9 protein-coding genes are annotated in these 17,941 nt (G+C 63.6%); all 9 read right to left on the bottom strand.

Annotation, left to right across the window (positions count from 1 at the left end):
* Positions 1 to 22 precede the first annotated feature (22 nt).
* On the bottom strand, positions 23 to 1,624 hold the full coding sequence (locus MRBLMU1_RS14140; protein ID WP_363502326.1) for a DUF5597 domain-containing protein: 1,602 nt from the start codon (positions 1,622 to 1,624) through the stop codon (positions 23 to 25).
* 66 nt (positions 1,625 to 1,690) lie between these two features.
* Positions 1,691 to 4,699: a TonB-dependent receptor gene (locus tag MRBLMU1_RS14135; RefSeq protein WP_363502324.1), complete on the bottom strand. Its 3,009-nt coding sequence runs from the start codon at positions 4,697 to 4,699 to the stop codon at positions 1,691 to 1,693.
* Between the two features lie 450 nt (positions 4,700 to 5,149).
* Positions 5,150 to 6,292, bottom strand: coding sequence for a sugar ABC transporter permease (locus MRBLMU1_RS14130; RefSeq protein ID WP_363502322.1), 1,143 nt, complete (start codon positions 6,290 to 6,292; stop codon positions 5,150 to 5,152).
* Between the two features lie 19 nt (positions 6,293 to 6,311).
* Entirely contained in the window at positions 6,312 to 7,838 is a 1,527-nt protein-coding gene (gene xylG, locus MRBLMU1_RS14125) for a D-xylose ABC transporter ATP-binding protein (protein WP_363502320.1), read from the bottom strand.
* 132 nt (positions 7,839 to 7,970) lie between these two features.
* Complete coding sequence (xylF, locus tag MRBLMU1_RS14120) at positions 7,971 to 8,978, bottom strand: D-xylose ABC transporter substrate-binding protein (RefSeq protein WP_363502318.1); 1,008 nt, start codon at positions 8,976 to 8,978, stop codon at positions 7,971 to 7,973.
* A 187-nt stretch (positions 8,979 to 9,165) separates the two neighbouring features.
* The gene (locus MRBLMU1_RS14115) at positions 9,166 to 10,956 is read right to left on the bottom strand and encodes an IlvD/Edd family dehydratase (protein ID WP_363502316.1); all 1,791 of its coding nucleotides are present in this window, start codon (positions 10,954 to 10,956) and stop codon (positions 9,166 to 9,168) included.
* 4 nt (positions 10,957 to 10,960) lie between these two features.
* Positions 10,961 to 12,913, bottom strand: a complete 1,953-nt coding sequence (locus MRBLMU1_RS14110; protein WP_363502314.1) for an SDR family oxidoreductase — start codon at positions 12,911 to 12,913, stop codon at positions 10,961 to 10,963.
* Positions 12,914 to 13,108: 195 nt separating this feature from the next.
* Positions 13,109 to 14,332 carry a XylR family transcriptional regulator gene (locus MRBLMU1_RS14105; protein WP_363502404.1) on the bottom strand — a complete coding sequence of 408 codons (1,224 nt, stop codon included), beginning with the start codon at positions 14,330 to 14,332 and terminating at the stop codon, positions 13,109 to 13,111.
* Positions 14,333 to 14,471: 139 nt separating this feature from the next.
* Entirely contained in the window at positions 14,472 to 17,879 is a 3,408-nt protein-coding gene (locus tag MRBLMU1_RS14100; RefSeq protein WP_363502312.1) for a GDSL-type esterase/lipase family protein, read from the bottom strand.
* Between the last annotated feature and the right edge of the window lie 62 nt (positions 17,880 to 17,941).

The following is a 17,941-nucleotide window of genomic DNA, read 5'->3' as shown; positions in this document are numbered from 1 at the left end:
CTCTATCTCCTGTTTTTTTTACTTAGTACGTCCCGACTTTGACCTTCAATACCACCGGTTTGCCGGTCAGATTGAGGCCGTAGTCCGTCTGGTCGCCGTTCCAGTTGCGCTCCATGATCCATTTACCGGATGGATCATAATACCCTTCCTCGACGCGCGCCCACATGGTTGGTTTGCCGTCCGCGTGGTCGATCTTCACGCGCGCATGCTGGCCGACGATGATGAACTCATTGTCGGCGATCTGCGCGATCGCCACGCCACCGTTGGGCTTCTCGGTGCCGGCCGGCAGGTCCTTCACATCCTTGAAATACTCACGTTCGCCGAACTGCCATTCGCGGAACGAGATCGTACCCTTCCAACCCTTCATCGCGATGGTCTGCGTCGCGCGGTCGTCCCCCTCGGCCACGCCGTAGGTGCGGCCCTCGAAAGCCCACTTGGACCACTGGCGCTCCATCGGACGGAAGGCCGAATAGATTTTGCCATACGGTTCAACCATGGTCTTGTCGGTGGCCTTGTGACCGAGCGGGAAATTGCTGTAGTCCGCGTAGTCGATGCCGAACGGCGAGAAGTTGATCGCGCCACGGCCCAAGACCAAATAGGCGTAGCGCACGTATTCGGCGGCGTTGCTCATTTCCGGCACGGCCAGCGGATTGTCCGGGCGCTGGAACCTGTCGAGCGTGGCGGCGAACTTCTTCGAATCCGGGCTGTAGATGTCCGGCGCGGCGAAGTCGATCGCCGGCGCGGCGGCCTTGTAGATATCGATCACGTCGAAGGTTGGGCCGCCGCTGGCGAAGTTCTTGTTCCACGGCTTGACCGGTTCCTCGAGCGAATCGCGGATCGAGTTATTGACGTACATCGGCAGGTTGTACACCGCACGTCCCGCCTTGGCGATGTCGCCGATGTAGCTGGCGATCGAATACGCATGGAAGTACTCGTCGGCGTAGTCTCCGTAGACCTGCTTCCAGGTGCCGCTGGCGGCCAGCGCCACCGGCGATTTTTTACGTTTCAACACCGCCTCGGGCACCGGCGAGTTGAACGCCGCTTCCGCCTTCGGACCGTAGTCGCGCGCGTAACCGTAGGTGCCCACTTCGTTCTGGACCTGCATCATGATGACGGTGCGGTGCGCCTCGTCGATCTTTTTGATGTGCGTCATCAGCGCGACAAACGCCTTCTTGTCGGCCTTCAGCGTCTCCTCGCCTTGCGGCGACAGGCAGTAAATCGGCTTGCCTTCCTTGTCCAGCATGCGCGGGAAGCGGGCGTTGTTGAACTTGACCCACTCCGGCGCGTAATTGGCGCCGGTGTTCTTCCAGGTGCCGAACCACAGCAGCACCAGGCGCACCTTGTTCTTGCGCGCCTGGGCCACCAGCGTGTCGACGTAGCTGAAATCGAACTTGCCCTCCACCTGCTCGATCTGCTCCCAGGCGACCGGGATCTCGAGCGTGTTGGCGTTCATGTCCTTGATCGCCGCCCACACCTTGTTCAGCGCGAGCGGATAGTTACTCGAATTTTGCGCCTGTCCGCCGAACATGACAAAAGGCGCGCCGTCCACCATCAAGGCGTGACGGCCATCCTTCTGCACCAGTTCGGGGATGGGCGCGGCCGCCGCGCCAGCCGCGGCCAACATAACAAAACCAAAAGAGCTTACAAGCTGGCGGGCGGTAATCTTCATGCGGTCTAGCCTTTCGTCGTATTAGAACTGGTAGCGCAGTTGCGCGGTGTAGCGGCGGCCCGTGACGAACCACGCGCGGCCGTTCATGCCGGTCGTTTGCTGCATCAGCTGCTTGAACTTCGCATCGGTCAGATTCTGCGCTTCCAGGCCCAGCGACATGTTCTCGCTGATCTTGTAGTTGATCGAACCATCGAGCTGACCGTAGTCGTCCGCCCAGGTAGGCAGACCCCAGACGATGTTACGCGCACCCGGCGTGGCGCTGGCCGGATTGGTATCCACGCCATCGGTGCCCTTGGTGCCGTTGACGTTCACGCCCTGCAGGCTCTTCGAACGCCAGTTGTACGCGAGGCGGCTCGAGAACGGCCCCTGGTCGTAGATCACTGCGATGTTGAACGACTGGCGCGACAGGTTCTCCAGCGGCAGGTTGCCGAAGGCGCGGCCGTTGGTGTCGCAACCGTTGATGTTCAGGTTGACGTTGGCGGCGGAGGAATCGCTGCTGCAGTACGCAGAGAAGACGTTCTTGTACAGGTCGCGCTTGCTGTCGACGAACGTGAAGTTCGCCTGCATGCCCAGGCCGGACAACAAGCCTGGCAGCATGTCGAAGGTCTGCTGGTAGGCCAGCTCGAAACCGCGCGCATGGCCGCGGGCGCCGTTGATCGGGCCGGTGGCCGAGAAGTTGCGCAGCGTGCCGCTGGTGTCGGCCAGCGCGAAGTTGTAGGTCTGGTTGACGATGATGTCTTTCAGGCGCTTGTTGAATACCGCCAGCGTGAGCGAACCAACCGGCGAGAAGTACCATTCGGCGGTCAGGTCGAGCTGCTTGGACGTGGTCGGACGCAGGTTCGGGTTGCCTGCGGCGGTGCCGGTCAGGCTGACGTTTGAAACGTTGGTCACGCCGTTGATGGTGGTGGTGTTATAGCCGGTCGACAGCGAGGTGTACGCTTGCAGTTGGTCGTAGTCGGGACGCGACATGGCCGAAGCGAAGGCGAAGCGGAACTGCAGCGCGTCGGTGGCCTTCAGGCGCAGGTTCAAGCTAGGCAGGAAGTTGTGATAACGGTTCTCGTAGTTCTGCGCCTGCGCGTACGCGGCGATCACCGGGATCGTCTCGCCGGTGTAGCTGCCCGGCGCCGGCTGGCCCGACGGCGGGTTGTACACGGTGTAGCCGGCGGCTTTCGAATCGGTCTTCACGTAGCGCAGACCGACGTTACCGTCGATCGGGAACTTCAGCTCGTCCCAGCCGAAGCGCAACTGGCCGTAGGCGGCCTGGGTCTTCTCGCTTTGCTCGTTGGTGGCTTGTGGATCGCTGCCGAAGGTGGCCGCTTTCCACGGCGTGCAGGTGCCGGGCTGCGCGCACAGCAGATCGTGGTAGGCGTGCAAGGCGGCGTAGCTGTTCGGATAACCCGCCGACGTCGAGACGGCCGGGATGATCAGCGACGGCATGTTCATCTTACCGTTGAAGAAGTTATCGAAGGTCTTGATGGTGGTGTTGCCGGCGAAGCGCGGATCGCTCAGGAACGCTTCCGAGGTGATGTTACCCGGTCCGGTGCCGACCTGCCACGGCGCCGAGATGGCGGCCCAGTTGTAGTCCGGGTTGGACTTCTGCGTCACCGCGTCACGGTCGGTCAGGCGCACGCCGAACTTGAAGTCGCGCAGCACCGGATGGTCGAACGAGTAGGTGGCGTCGGTGCGCCATGCGGTTTCCTTGCCCTTGCTGCGGTCCAGGTGCTCCTGGGTGAAGTTCCAGTAGTTGTTGGCCGGGTTGAGCAGCGCGGCGCGGTCGGCGTCGTTGAAGATCAGGTTGGGCAGCGAGCCGCTCAGGTCCAGCTTCTGCGACGGCATCTTGACGGCAGTGGCCACGGTCGAATCGAGGCTGTTGGTGTTGGCGCGAACCCGCTGCAGATCGGTGGTGACGGTCCAGGCGTCGCTCGGACGCCAGCGCAGGTTCCACGAGATGTCGGTGGTGTCCGAATTGCGGGTCGCCGTGCGGTTGTCGTTGCCGAAGTCGATGCCGCCGGTCGAGGTCAAGGTGCCGGACATGAAGCGGCCGTTCGAATCATAGACGCCGTTGCTCACGCCCAGGCTCGAGACGTTGGCGGCCGAGAAGATCGCCTGCTCGTCCCACTTCATCTTGTACTTCGATTTGAAGTAGGTCAGCGAGCTGCTCAAAGTGCTGTCGAGCTTCCACTGCAAGGCGCCGTATGCGCCTTCGCGCTTGCGGTCGAATTGCAAGGTGCGCCACTGCGCGCCCTTCGGCACGTAGACGGTCTTGCCGTTGGCGTCGAGGAACGGGTAGTACGGCTCGACCTGCAGCGCGTCGGTGCGGGTGTCGCTTTCCGAGTAGGCCAGGTCGACCAGCGCGCCGATTTCACCGAACGGGGTTTTCCAGCGGTTCGACACCAAGCCGGAATACGACGGCGACTTCTTGCCCTTCTTCAGTTCCGAATAGGTGGTCTCCGCGGACAAGGCGCCATGGAAGCCCTTGAAATCGAACGGCATCGCGGTGCGCAGGTTGACCAGGCCACCGATGCCGCCTTCGGTCTGTTCGGCCGACGGGTTCTTGTAAATGTCGACGCCGGCCAGCAGCTCCGGCGGCACGTCTCCGAAGTTGAGCGAGCGGCCGCCGTTGGCGGAGAACGAGTCGCGGCCGTTCAATTCGGAGCGCACATAGCTCAGGCCACGGATCGACACGCCCGAGCCTTCGACCGAGAAGTGCTCCGGATCGCTCTTGGACATGGTGCGGTCGATGGTCACGCCGGCGACGCGCTGCAGCACCTCGGTCACCGAGCGGTCCGGCAGCTTGCCGATGTCGTCGGCGGCGATCGAATCGACCACCTCGTCGGAGTTCTGCTTGATTTTCTGCGCCGACTGCAGCGCCGCGCGCTGGCCGGTGATGACAACGGCGACCGGCTCGGCGGCCGGCGTGGTGGTGGGCGCGGCAGGCGCCGGGGCGGTCTGCGCGTGCGAAGCACTGCTGGCCATCATCGCCATTTGGGCCAGGCCCAGTGCGATAGCTGTTTTTTTAAACTGTTTCATGTTACGCTCTCCAAAAGGTATACGATTTTTTCATAGCTCTTAGGCTATTTGTTATTGGTGCTTTTCAGTGGCACTTGGGGATTGCCTGCAGTGGGGAATTCCGGACGCGGGGCGAACGAAGCCCGCAGGCGCCACAAGGCGCGGTTGTTTGATCTTCATGGATACGTCTCGCTCTTTGATATTTTTTTTCGTTCTGGCTTAACTGGCGGAGTGCCAAGGCCACACGATGATATGCAAACATTCTGCAAGTTACTCAAAAGTGTGGCAATTGCGAAAATCACCAAGCGGCGGAATGATAATCCGCAAGCGTCGCGTACTTTCGACAAACTCTCACACAGCCCCGGACACAAACCCTCAGAAAAACAACGGGCGTAAACGACAACGCGGCCCGTCGTTGCGGGCCGCGTGTTGGTGAAACCGGACTCAGCTATTCAGCTTGGCTATTCAGATTCAGCGGCGGCCCGAGCGCGTCGCCACGTCGACCCACACCGCCAGCGTCAGGATGCAGCCCTTGACGATCATCTGCCAGTAGGTGTCCACGTCCAGCATCGACATGCCGTTATCGAGGCTGGCCATCACCAGCGCGCCGATCAGGGCGCCGTACACGGTGCCGGAGCCGCCGCGCATCGAAGTGCCGCCGATGAAGCAGGCCGCGATCGCATCGAGTTCGCCCGAGGTGCCCGCCGACGGCGAACCGGCCGCCAGACGGGCCGTGTTGATCAGGCCAGCCAGCGCGCACATCAAACCCATGATCCCGAAGATCCACAGCTTCACCGCTTGCACGTTGACGCCCGACAGGCGCGTCGCCTCCATGTTGCTGCCCACCGCGTAGATGCGGCGGCCGAACACGGTTTGCGTCGCGACATAGCTGAACACACCGAGCAAAACCAGCAGCAACAAGACCGGCAGCGGAATGCCCTCATAGCTGTTCAGGGTGCGCACGAAAGCGAAAAGCACCACGCCGATCGCCGCCAGGCGCAAGCCGTCGCGCCACATCGGCGGCACCGGCAGGCCATGGCGGGCCAGGCTGGCGCGCTGGCGCCAGGTCAGCACAGCACCCAGCACGAACAGGCCGACGCCCAGCACCACGCCCATCTGCGGCGACAGGTAGCCCTGGCCAAGATTGACCAGCGGCTCGGACACCGGCGCCACCGTCACGCCGTCGGTCACGCCCAGCACGATGCCGCGATAGGCCAGCATGCCGCCCAGGCCCACGATGAAGGACGGTATGTGCTTATAGGCCGTCAGGTAGCCGTTGAACAGGCCGAGCACCAGGCCACAGGCCAGCACCACCGCGATGGTGGCCGGCAGCGGCAGGTGGTGCGTGACGTCGAGCACCGCCGCCACCCCGCCCAGAAGGCCGAGCAGCGAGCCGACCGACAGGTCGATCTCGCCGGCGATGATGACGAAGGCCATGCCGCAGGCGACGATGCCGGTGACGGCCATCTGGCGCATCAGGTTCGACAGGTTGCGCGGCGAGATGAAGCCGCCTTCCGTCTTCCAGCTGAAGAAGGCCCAGATGATGGCGATGGCGATCAGCAGCGCCAGGATCTTGTACTGCGTGAAGAGCTGTTTGAGATTTATGGTTTTCATGGATTTCACAGATAAGGCATCACGAATGATCGAGTGCTGCCGACAGCAGCGTTTCCTGGGTCAGGTCCTGGTTGATGAAATCGCCGCGCAGCTTGCCCTCGCCCATGACCAGCACGCGGTCGGACACGCCCAGCACTTCGGCCAGCTCGGACGACACCATGATGATGGAGACGCCCTGGCTGGCCAGTTCCAGCATCAGTTTGTAGATTTCGAACTTGGCGCCGACGTCGACGCCGCGCGTCGGTTCGTCGAGGATCAGCACCTTGGGTCGCGTCAGCAGCATCTTCGACAGCACCGCCTTTTGCTGGTTGCCGCCCGAGAGCGACGTGATCGACAGGAACGGGCTGGCCGTCTTCAGCGCCAGGCGCGCGATCTCCTCGCTGACCACCTTCAGCTCCGCCTCGCGGTCGATGCGGGTGAACTTCGAGAAGCGCCCCAGCACCGACAGGGTGATGTTCTGGCCGACGTCGAGGTCGCGCACGATGCCGTGCTGCTTGCGGTCCTCCGGCACCAGCGCCAGGCCGGCGCGGATCGCCTTGAGCGGCGTGCCGGTATCGATTTTGGCGCCATTGAGCCATACCTCGGCCTCCGAGCGGCCCGGATAGGCGCCGAACAGCGCCGACACCAGCTCCGTGCGGCCGGCGCCGACCAAGCCCGCGATGCCGAGGATCTCGCCCTTGCGCAGCGCGAAGGAGACGTTGTCGACCTTCCGGCGTTCCGGCTTCTCGACGTCGTAGCAGGTCACGTTGCGCGCCTCGAACACGATTTCCTCACTCGGCGTGCGCTCCAGCGTCGGATACAGCTGGTTCATTTCGCGGCCGACCATCTGCGCGATGATCTGCTTGACGTCCATCTTGTCCATCGGCGTGGTGGCGATATGCTGGCCGTCGCGGATCACGACGATGGTGTCGCAAATCGCCTCGACCTCGTCGAGCTTGTGCGAGATGTAGACGCAGGCCACACCCTTGGCCTTCAGGCCGCGGATGATATTGAGCAGCACCTGGATCTCGGAGGTCGTCAGCGACGACGACGGCTCGTCCAGGATCAGCAGGCGCGCGTTCTTGTTCAGCGCCTTGGCGATCTCGATCAACTGCTGGTGGCCGCCGCCGTAGTTCGACACCGGCAGCACCACGTTCACGTCGGTCAGGTTGAGTTCCTTCAGCAGCGCCTCGGCGCGCTGGTTCATGGCCGAATAATCCATGCGGCCGCCCGGCAAGGTGATCTCGTTGCCGAGGAACAGATTCTCGGTGACCGACAGCTCGGGCACCAGCATCAGTTCCTGGTGGATGATGACGACGCCGGCGGCCTCGCTTTCGCGGATCGACTGCGCCCGCAGCGGCTTGCCGTCGAAGAGGATCTCGCCGTCCCAGGTGCCGTGCGGGTAGACGGCGGACAGCACTTTCATCAGGGTCGACTTGCCGGCGCCATTCTCGCCGCACAAGCCGATGCACTCACCGGCCCGCACTTGCAGGTCGATGCCGTCGAGCGCCGGAACACCGCCAAATTTTTTGACGATGCCCTTCATTTCTAGCAAATAGCCGGACATACTGGTTCTCGCAGAGGTGGTGGAACTCGCCACGCGCAAGCCGCTGCACAATCAGCGGAACGGGGCGTGGCGAAAGACAGTGCGAACGCACGGCGGGGCGTGGACGACGCCCCGGTCTTCATGAAGCGGCGATTACTTCGCTGCCGCGAGTTGGGCCTTGGTATAGAAGCCATCGGCCACGACGACATCGATATTCGCCTTGGTCAGCATGGTCGGCTTCAGCAGCAGCGTATCGACTTGCTTGAAGCCGTTCTGATACTGCGAATTGAAGCCCGGCTTTTCGCCGCGCACCAGCTGGACCGACAGCTTGGCCGCCTCGGTGGCGATCAGCTTGAGCGGCTTGTAGACGGTCATGGTCTGGGTGCCGGCGATGACGCGGCGCACGCCGGCCAGATCGGCATCCTGGCCGGAGACGGCCACTTTACCGTCCAGCTTTTGCGACGCCAGCGCCTGGATCGCGCCGCCGGCGGTGGCGTCGTTGGAGGCGACCACCGCATCGAGCTTGTTGCCGTTGGCGGTCAGCGCGTTTTCGACGATGGACATCGCCTCGGCTGGATTCCAGTCCTTGACCCACTGCTTGCCGACGACTTTGATGTCGCCCTTGTCGATCAGCGGCTGCAGCACCTTCAGCTGGCCTTCGCGCAGCATCTTGGCGTTGTTGTCGGTCGGCGCGCCGCCCAGCAGGTAGTAGTTACCCTTTGGTTTGACCGCCACCACGCCCTGCGCCTGCATCTCGCCCACGGCCTTGTTGTCGAAGGAGATGTAGGCGTCGATGTCGGCGTTGAGGATCAAGCGGTCGTACGAGACGACCTTGATCTTGGCTTTCTTCGCCTCTTTGACGGCGTTGTTCAGCACCGTGGCGTTGTAGGGAACGATGACCAGCACGTCGACGCCGCGCGAGATCAGGTTCTCGATCTGGGCGATCTGGCGCTGCTCGCTGGCGTCGGCCGACTGCACGAAGACTTTGGCGCCCTGCTTTTCAGCGGCGGCGACGAAGTAGTCGCGATCGCGCGCCCAGCGCTCGAGGCGCAGGTCGTCGATGGAAAAGCCGATTTTAGGATTTTTGGCGTCCGCCATGGCGTTACCGCCGGCGCACACCATCATGACCGCGATGGCGGCCGCACTCAGTAATTTCTTCATTTGTTTCGTCTCCTGATTCGAATGCCGTTTTGCCTGACACAGGCCCTACATTTCTAGCTCGTTACCGTACAGGTCTATGCCCATTTTTACAGATTTTCGTAGGGCGGATTAGGCATAGCCGTAATCCGCCATGAGCCGCTGACGGCGCTTGGCGGATTACGCTACGCTAATCCGCCCTACGTGATTCCTAATGATTATGCCGGGCCGGATTATCCGCCACGCCCCGGTATGGTACAGCGAGTTCCATGCAAGCGCCGCTTTCCATTTGGCCTACGGTGCTGCGATAAATCTCCTGCCAAGGCGTCTGGCTGGCCGGGATGGCCGGCAGCGCGCCCTTCTTGCGTTCTTCCCACTCGGCCTGCGGCACCAGCGCGTCGCAGGTACCGGCGTTCAGGTCGACGCGGATCATATCACCGGTGCGCAGCCACGCCAGGCCGCCGCCGACGGCGCTTTCCGGCGACGCGTTCAGGATCGACGGGCTGTCCGAAGTGCCGGACTGGCGGCCGTCGCCCAGGGTCGGCAACCAGTTGATGCCACGCTTGACCAGCGCGTCGGGCGGTTGCATGTTCACCACCTCGGCCGAACCAGGCCAGCCCACGGGACCCGCGCCACGGATGACCAGGATGCAGTCCTCGTCGATGTTCAGCGACGGATCGTTGATGCGGTTGTGGTAATCGGTCGAACCGTCGAACACCACGGCGCGCGATTCGAACACATTCTCCTGCCCGGGCTTGCTCAGATAACGCTCGCGGAAGGCCGGCGAAATCACGCTGGTCTTCATGATGGCGAAGTCGAACAGGTTGCCCTTCAAGACGAAGAAACCGGCATCCTCCTTGAGCGGCGCGTTGAACGGGAAGATCACCTCCCGGTCATGCGTTTCCTTGCCGGCCAGGTTGTCGCGCATGGTGCGCCCGGTGACGGTGGCGCGCTCCGAGCGCAACATGCCCTGCTGCTCCAGCTCCCACATCACGGCCGGCACGCCGCCCGCGCGGTGGAAACGCTCGCCGAGGAATTTGCCGGCCGGCTGCATGTTCAGCAGCAGAGGCACCTTGTGGCCATATTCCATCCAGTCGCTCGAATGCAGCTCGACGCCGGCGTGGCGCGCCATCGCGACGATGTGCTGCTGCGCGTTGGTCGATCCGCCGATGGCGGCGTTGACGACGATCGCGTCGAGGAAAGCATCGCGGTTGAGAATCGAAGAAGGCTTGATGTCCAGCTTTGCCATCTCGACGATGCGGCGGCCGGTTTCATACGCCATCTGGCCGCGCTCGCGGTACGGCGCGGGAATCGCCGAGCAGCCGGTCAGGGACATGCCCAGCGCTTCGGCGATGGCGTTCATCGTCGACGCCGTGCCCATGGTGTTGCAGTGGCCCGCCGACGGCGCCGAAGCGGCGGCGATCTGCAGGAACTTCTCGTTGTCGATGGTGCCGGCGGCCAGCTGGCGGCGGCCTTTCCAGATCGCCGCGCCGGAACCCGCCAGCTCGCCCTCGAACCAGCCGTCCAGCATCGGACCGCCGGACAGCACGATGGCGGGAATGTCGACCGTCGACGCGGCCATGATCTGCGACGGCGTGGTCTTGTCGCAGCCGGTGGTCAAGACCACGGCGTCGATCGGATAGCCGTGCAGGATCTCGACCAGGCCCATATAGGCCAGGTTGCGGTCGATCGCCGCCGTCGGACGGCGGCAGTTCTCGAAGATCGGATGCAGCGGGAATTCCATCGCGATACCGCCGGCGTCGCGGATGCCGTCGCGCACGCGCTTGGCCAGTTCCAGGTGAATGCGGTTGCAAGGGCTGATGTCGCTGCCGCTTTGCGCGATGCCGATGATCGGCCGGCCCGAGCGCAGCTCTTCCGGCGTGATCCCGTAGTTCATGAAGCGCTCGAGATAGAGCGCGGTCATGTCGATGTGGTCCGGATTGTCGAACCAGTCTTGCGAGCGGTAGCGGCGTGGCTGCTGGTTGTTCATGTCATTGCCCATATCTTTATGCGCCGTACCAGCCGGCGTCGACGAAGTATTCACGACCGGAGCATGCCGAGGCGCTGTCCGAGGAAAGGAACAGCGTTATCGCCGCCACGTCGTCCACCTGCACGCGTTTTTTCAGGCACTGGCCGGCCAGGATGCGAGCCTCCTCGTCCGGGGTGTGCCACAACGCTTCCTGGCGCGGCGTACGTACGCCACCAGGAATAATGCAATTGACACGGATATTATCAGGTCCCAGATCGCGCGCAAGGCCGCGGGTCATGCCCTCGATGGCGGCTTTGGCCATCATGTACAGGGTCAGGTCCGGCAGCGCCAGGTGCCACGAGATCGAACCGAAGTTCAGGATCACGCCGCCGCCCTGCTCGCGCATGCCCTGCGCCACGGCCTTGGCGCAGAAATATTGGTGGCGCAGGTTGACCGCCATGCGGCCTTCCCAGTATTCCGGCGTGACGTCGGCCAGGTTGTGGCGGTCGTCGTTGGCGGCGTTGTTGATCAGGATATCGACGGTGCCGATGTCGGCGAAGGTCTTGGCCAGCACATCGAGGTTGGTCAGGTCGCAGTGCACGTACTTCGGCGGCACCGGCAGGGTCGACAAGGTCGCCTCCAGCGCGCGCGAATCGGCTTCGGCGATGTCGAGGAAGGTCACGCGGGCGCCCTGGCGCGCGTACGCCTCGACGATGCCGGCGCCGATGCCGCTGCCGCCGCCGGTGACGACCACGCGTTTCCCGGCCAGGCTAGGATAGATAGCCTGTTCCGGCTTGGTTTGCGCGGCCGGCTTGGCGGCCACTGGAGTCGAAGCGCGGGCACGGTTCATCAGCGCGCGCACGCCGTAGGTCCACGGTGCGATCTGGTCGCTGCGCTGCACGTGGTTGACCAGCGCGCCCAAGGAAGGCGTCGAGATGCTGACACGGTCGCCCAGGTGGTGGGTGAAACCGCCGCCGACGGCGTCGCGGTCTTTAATCGGCGAGAACATCGTACCGAGGAACAGCATGAAGCCGTCCGGATACTGGTGATGGCGGCCGCACACCTGGCTGACCAGGTCCAGCGGATCGCGGCTGATTTCGCGCATGCGGCTGGCGCCGGCCAGGCGGAAATCGTCGTCCAGGCCTTCGATCAGCATGCTCACTTCCGCGTTGCGGATGGTGTCGATGGTGAAGTGTTCGTCGAACAGGCGGATGAACGGGCCGATCGAGCACGAACCGTTGTTGTCTTTCGCTTTACCCAGCAGCAGCGCGCTGCGGCCTTCGATGTCGCGCAGGTTGACGTCGTTGCCCAGCGTGGCGCCGAGCACCTTGGCCTGGCTGTTGACCGCCAGGACGATCTCCGGCTCCGGATTGTTCCACTTCGAATCGGGGTGCAGGCCGACGTCGGCGCCCACGCCGACGGCGGACATCGGCTGCGACTTGGAGAACACCTCGGCGTCCGGGCCGATACCGACTTCCATGTACGGCGACCACAGGCCGCGCGCGATCAGGTCCGCCTTCAGCTTGGACGCTTCCGGCGAACCGGGACGGATGGCCGACAGGTCGGAACCGATGATGGTCTGGATTTCGGCGCGCAGGGCGTTGGCGCGCGACGGGTCGCCGGCGGCCTGCTCTTCGATCACGCGCTCCAGCAGGCTGACCGCGAAGGTCACGCCGCAGGCCTTGATCGCCTGCAGGTCGCACGGCGCCAGCAGGCGCGGGATGCCGTCCTCGCCGCCGCCGATGGCGCTCGCCAACAGGGCTTGCGCGGGGCCGAGCGATTCGCCTGGAGCGGAACGGGCCACTTCCAGCGCGTCGTCGCGCTCCAGCAAATCGGACATGGTCGGGGCGTGGCCGGTGATGTCGAACACCTCGCCGTTGCGTACGGCGACCACACAAGGACCATTGATGACGCCATCACGCCATACACGTCCCACCAGCACTGCGCGGCTCACATCGTCCGGCAGCATCGAATTTATATTATTTTCCAAGGTCTCTCTCTCCAAGCAGGCTAGCAAACTGCGTGGGAGATTTTCACCTTAATCAGAGGTGGGGGCAATTATGAAAACCACCAAGCACGGTCATGATTTACGCGTATATTGGTCAAATACGTTAAACCCGCAAGGCGATCCGCTGCGGGGTCGTACCCCGGAATGGGGTACGACCCCTCTCATGGGGTGCGGGTTTCAGGCGACGCTGCGCAACGGCGGTGCGGCGCCCTCCGGCGCGGCCGCCGGCTCGGGGCATTTGAGCATGCGGTCCTGATAGGCGCGCGGGGTGCAGCCCAGTTCCCGCTTGAACACCGCGTGCATGTACTGGACGGAAGTGAAGCCGCAGGTCAGCGCCACCTCGGCGATGCTGCTGTCTCCGCGCGCCAGGCGCTCGGTGGCCGCGTCCAGCTTGAAGCGCAGGATCACATCGTGCACGCTGCAATCGAGCTCCTGGCGGAAGTACGACTCCAGCGACGAGCGCGAAATGCCGACATATTCGGCCACCTGGTGCGTCTTGATGCCCTGGCAGGCGTACTGGCGGATGAAATGGCGCGCGCGCATCACGTGCGGATGCTTGGGCGCCTCGTGGCGGGTCGAGGTCTGGACGTTGATGCCGACCGGCGGCACCATCACGCGGGTGCCCTGCAGGCGCACGCCGTGCAGCATCTGGTCCAGCAGGTGGGCGGCGGTGCGCCCCATCTCCTGGGCGCCCTGGATCACGGAACTGAGGGGGATGCGGGTGAGCATGCGCGCCAGCGGATCGTTGTCGATGCCGATCAGCGCCACCTGCTCCGGCACCTCGATATTGGCCATGATGCAGGCCTGCAGCAGCTGGCGCGCCCGGGCGTCGGTGACGGCGATGATGCCGACCGGCTTGGGCAGGCTGTGCAGCCATTTGATCTGCTGCTCGACCGCCTCGTCCCACGCAGCGGCGCTGGTGCCGAGGCCGCGGTAGATCTGCGGCTCCATCTTGTCCTCGGCCATCAACTTGCGGAAGGCCGTCTCGCGCTCCTGCGCCCAGCGGTTTTCCTGCGCCTCGGGCAGGCTGAACATGGCGAAATGGCGCAGCCCGGCCTCGATTAGATGATCGTGGGCAAGCTTAATCAGTTTGAAGTTGTCCGTGGCGACGTAGGGCACGCCGGTCGGGTAGTTGGTCTCGCTGGCGTAGGAGCCGCCCACGGCCACCACCGGGATGCGGGTGCGCGACAACGCGGCGGCCACGGCGGGATCGTCGAAGTCGGCGATGATGCCGTCGCCCTGCCAATGTTCGATGCCCGGCAGGCGCAGGCGGAAGTCTTCCTCCAGGAACAGATCCCAGGACGCGCGCGTGCTGCTCAAATGCGCGGCGATACCGGCGATGACTTCGCGGTCAAAAATCTTGTTTGCGTTAAATAACAGCGCAATACGGTGGGACTTCATCTGCATTTTTCAACTACCTCAATCGGAAACGGCCCGTCTCATCGCACCCTCTGCGGAGTGAGATTTGTATTGTGGCATGATTCCGTCACGATTTAGATGAAAAAGACGTTCCCGTCCGTAAATGGCGCCATCTATTCGGCTATTTTTCTCCTGTCAGAGGGGTAGGTTTCCCAAATACGATGCCTCGGCCCGCCGTACTCATGAAAACGATGCCAAAAGTGTTGATGTCACCGATAACGAATTGGGCATCGCCCGGACCGCCGTATTGATGATCATCGTCATTAATACGCAGCCAGGTGGCGCCCGTGTCGGTGGAGCGGAACACGCCGCGCACGCCGCCGACGCTGCCCCAGATGTAGACGGCGGGGTAATCGGCGCCCGGCGCGGCCTTGCCGAAGCCGACCGCCGCCGCGTAGCCGACGCCCGGCAGGTTGCTGAAGCTCTTGCCTGAATCGGTCGAACGGACCAGCCCGCCGTCGTATTGCGGCACCCAGATGTCGCCCTCGCGGCCCGGCGCCGCCCGCAGCACCGCCCGCGTGCGCTTGGCCGACGCCAGCGCGCCGGCCGGGGCGAAACTGGCGCCGCCGTCGGTGCTCACCAGCGCATGGCCGCCGCCGATGGCGTAAAACTTGTTCGCGTCGACCGGATCGGCCACCGGACGGGCGCCGTCCAGCCCCTTGACCGGGGTCCAGCTGTCGCCGCCGTTGGTGCTGACGTAGCTGGTCTCCGATTTCTCCGGGCTGTGCACGATCACCTTGCCGTAGGCGCTCAGCGCCAGCTGGCCCTTGGTGCCATGCATGGCCGCCGTCTTTTTCCAGCTCACGCCCATGTCGTTGGAGATGTAGATCGCGCTGCCGGCGCGGGCCACCACGTTGGGATTACGGGCCGCGTAATCCAGACCCCAGGTCGTGCCCATGGTCGGCGTGTGGATAGGCGAGTATTTGGTCGGATCGGTGTGGCGGAAGCCGTCGTAGTCGCCGATCGCCGAAATCACCGGGCCGCCCGGGATGCTGACCAAATTGAGCGGCACCGACTCCTCCAGCCCCTCGTCCTCGAACTTCCAGATCGCCGGCGAGGCGTTGATGTCGGTCGAGTTGAAGATGCCGTTGCCGGAGACGACCATCAGCTTTTTCGTATCGAAGGGATCGAATTCCACGCTGGCCGCCCAGTGTATGAAGCTTCCGGCGATCCAGCTCACGCCGTTGGCGTCGATCTTCGCGCCCTGGTCGACGATGCTCTTCCAGCTCTTGCCGCCGTCCAGCGTCTCGAAGAACTGGTCGCGTATCGCGTTGGTGTGGTTGCGGTAGTAGCTGATGGTGGTGACCACCATGCGTTTGGGGTTGCCCGGATCGACGGTGATGCCGGCGTAGGCGCGGTTCAGCGGCGGCGAGATATCGGTCCATTTTTGGGCGGCGATATCGTACTGCCACACGCCGCCCTCCTCCAGGCCCTCGCCATGGGCGACATCGCCCCATGGACCGGCGCCCTTGGCGAAGGTCACCACCAGCTTGCCGTCGGCCAGAACGGCGCGGTGCGGCATCAGCTTCGACGGACCGCCCGTCATCGCGGAGAAGGTCTTGCCGGCATCGTTGGACACGTACATATTGGCGCCGTCCTTGCCGAAGCGCGAAACGCCGGCGAACAGGCGCTGCGTGGCGCCATCCTTCACGCTGGCCGGGTCGAGCACGACCAGGCTCACGCCATTTTTGTTGACCGGCGTGGTGGTCACGTCCAGGCCATCGAGGCGGCGCCAGGTCAGGCCCTCGTCCACGCTCTTGAACATGCCGTTGGCGCGCGTGCCGATGTACAGGATCTTGCCGTTGGCCGGATCGACCTGCAGCTTTTCGCCGTTGCCGCGTCCCATGCCATTGCCATGCACCTTGAACTGATTGGTGACGTCGATCCTGGTGAAGGTCTTGCCGTAGTCGGACGATTTCAAAATCGCGCTGGCGCCGCCGTTCAAGTACTCGATCCCGGTCGACATGTACACCCGTCCCGGCGTGTTCGGATCGATGGCGATCGACTCCACGCCCAGCAGACCGGTCTCGCGGTCGGACACCCAGTCCATCAGCGCGATCCAGCGCTTGTTCGGCGCGTCCCAGCGATAGGCGCCGCCGACGTCGGTGCGCAGGTAGATCAGGTCCTTCTCGGTTTTGCTGGTGATGATGCCGGAGACGAAACCGCTGCCGCCGATGGCCACCGGCTGCCACGCGTACGGCACGCCCGAACCCTCGCCCAAACCTTCCACCGGCATCAGCTTTTTCAACTCCGGAGCCAGCGCCCTGGCCCAGATCTCATAGCCCTTTTCGTTCGGGTGCAGCAGGTCCGGCATGATGTCGGTCGACAGCGTGCCGTCCGGCGCCAGGAACTGCTGGTTGAAATCGGCGAAGAAGACCGTCTTGTTGTCGGCATAGCCGGCGATGACGGCGTTGACCTTGTTGTTAATCTGGCGCAGCACATCGTTCGGCTTCTCGCCGCGCGGGAAGATCGCCAGCAGCAGGATCTTGGTGTCCGGCAGGCGGCGCCGCAATTCCTCGATATTGCGCTTGATGCCGGCGGCCGTGGTCTTCGGGTCCTCCTGGCGGTGGCCGGTGTTATTGGTGCCGAACATCAGCACCGCGACCTTGGGCGCGATGCCATCCACCTCGCCATGCTGCAGGCGCCACAGCACGTTCTCGGTGCGGTCGCCGCCGAAGCCCAGCGCCAGGCCGTTCATCGGCTTGTAATAGCGCTCCCATACCGGCGCGCCGCTCTTTTCCCAGCCCTCGGTGATGGAATCGCCGATGAAGACGATCTGATTCTTCTTGCCCAGCGCCTTAGCCTCTTCCAGCTTCTTCTCGTGGCGCTGCGTCCACCAGCTGATCGACCATGATTCATTCAGCTTGTCCGGCGTGACCGACACGGTCTTGTAATCCGGACAGCTGGCGTTCGGCTTTCCGCGCTTGAGAATCTTGACGTTGGCGACGGCCACCTCGCCGGTGCCGGTGCCCTCCAGCGCGAACGGCCGCGCCACCTTGCTGAAATCGTCGCCGTCGCGCGCGAAGCAGCTCATCGCAAACACCAGGCGCCGCCAGCCCTTGCCCGCAGCCTCGCGCCCCGGCAGCACGTAGGGCACCGCGCGCTCGCAATTGTCGCCGCAACCGACCTTGAAATTGATGCCGCCGTTGCTCAACTCCTTGACGTTGACGTCCAGCGCCAGCACGCCCCTGTCCATATACGGACGCAGATCGAGCGGCTGCTTGGCGCCGTCGATGCGCAGGCTGGCGTACCAGGTGTCCTTCCATTGCAAGGTCAGCGCGTCGTCGGCCTTCTTCATGCCGGACTTGCTCACGCTCACGCTACCGGTCGGCGACTTGTTCGCCGGCGCAATGACAGCGCTGGCGCCCTCGAGTTTTTTTTGCGATTCCGAATCGGCGACGGCGGCCTGCAAGGAGCCCGACGGGCGACCGCTAAAGATATCGAGTTCGTTGGCGGACGCGGCTGCGCCCGCCTGAGCGGCGCAGGCGAGCGCGATGGCGGCAACAGCCCGCCTATGGGTGATCGTCATTAAGTGTCTCGTAGCGATAGTATTTTCACCTATTCTGCAAGCAGCGCGGAGCTGCCGCAATT

This window comes from Burkholderia sp. LMU1-1-1.1, assembly GCF_040675865.1.
In the GTDB taxonomy this organism is placed as follows: domain Bacteria; phylum Pseudomonadota; class Gammaproteobacteria; order Burkholderiales; family Burkholderiaceae_D; genus Rugamonas.
This window is presented reverse-complemented; position numbering and strand designations above follow the sequence as displayed.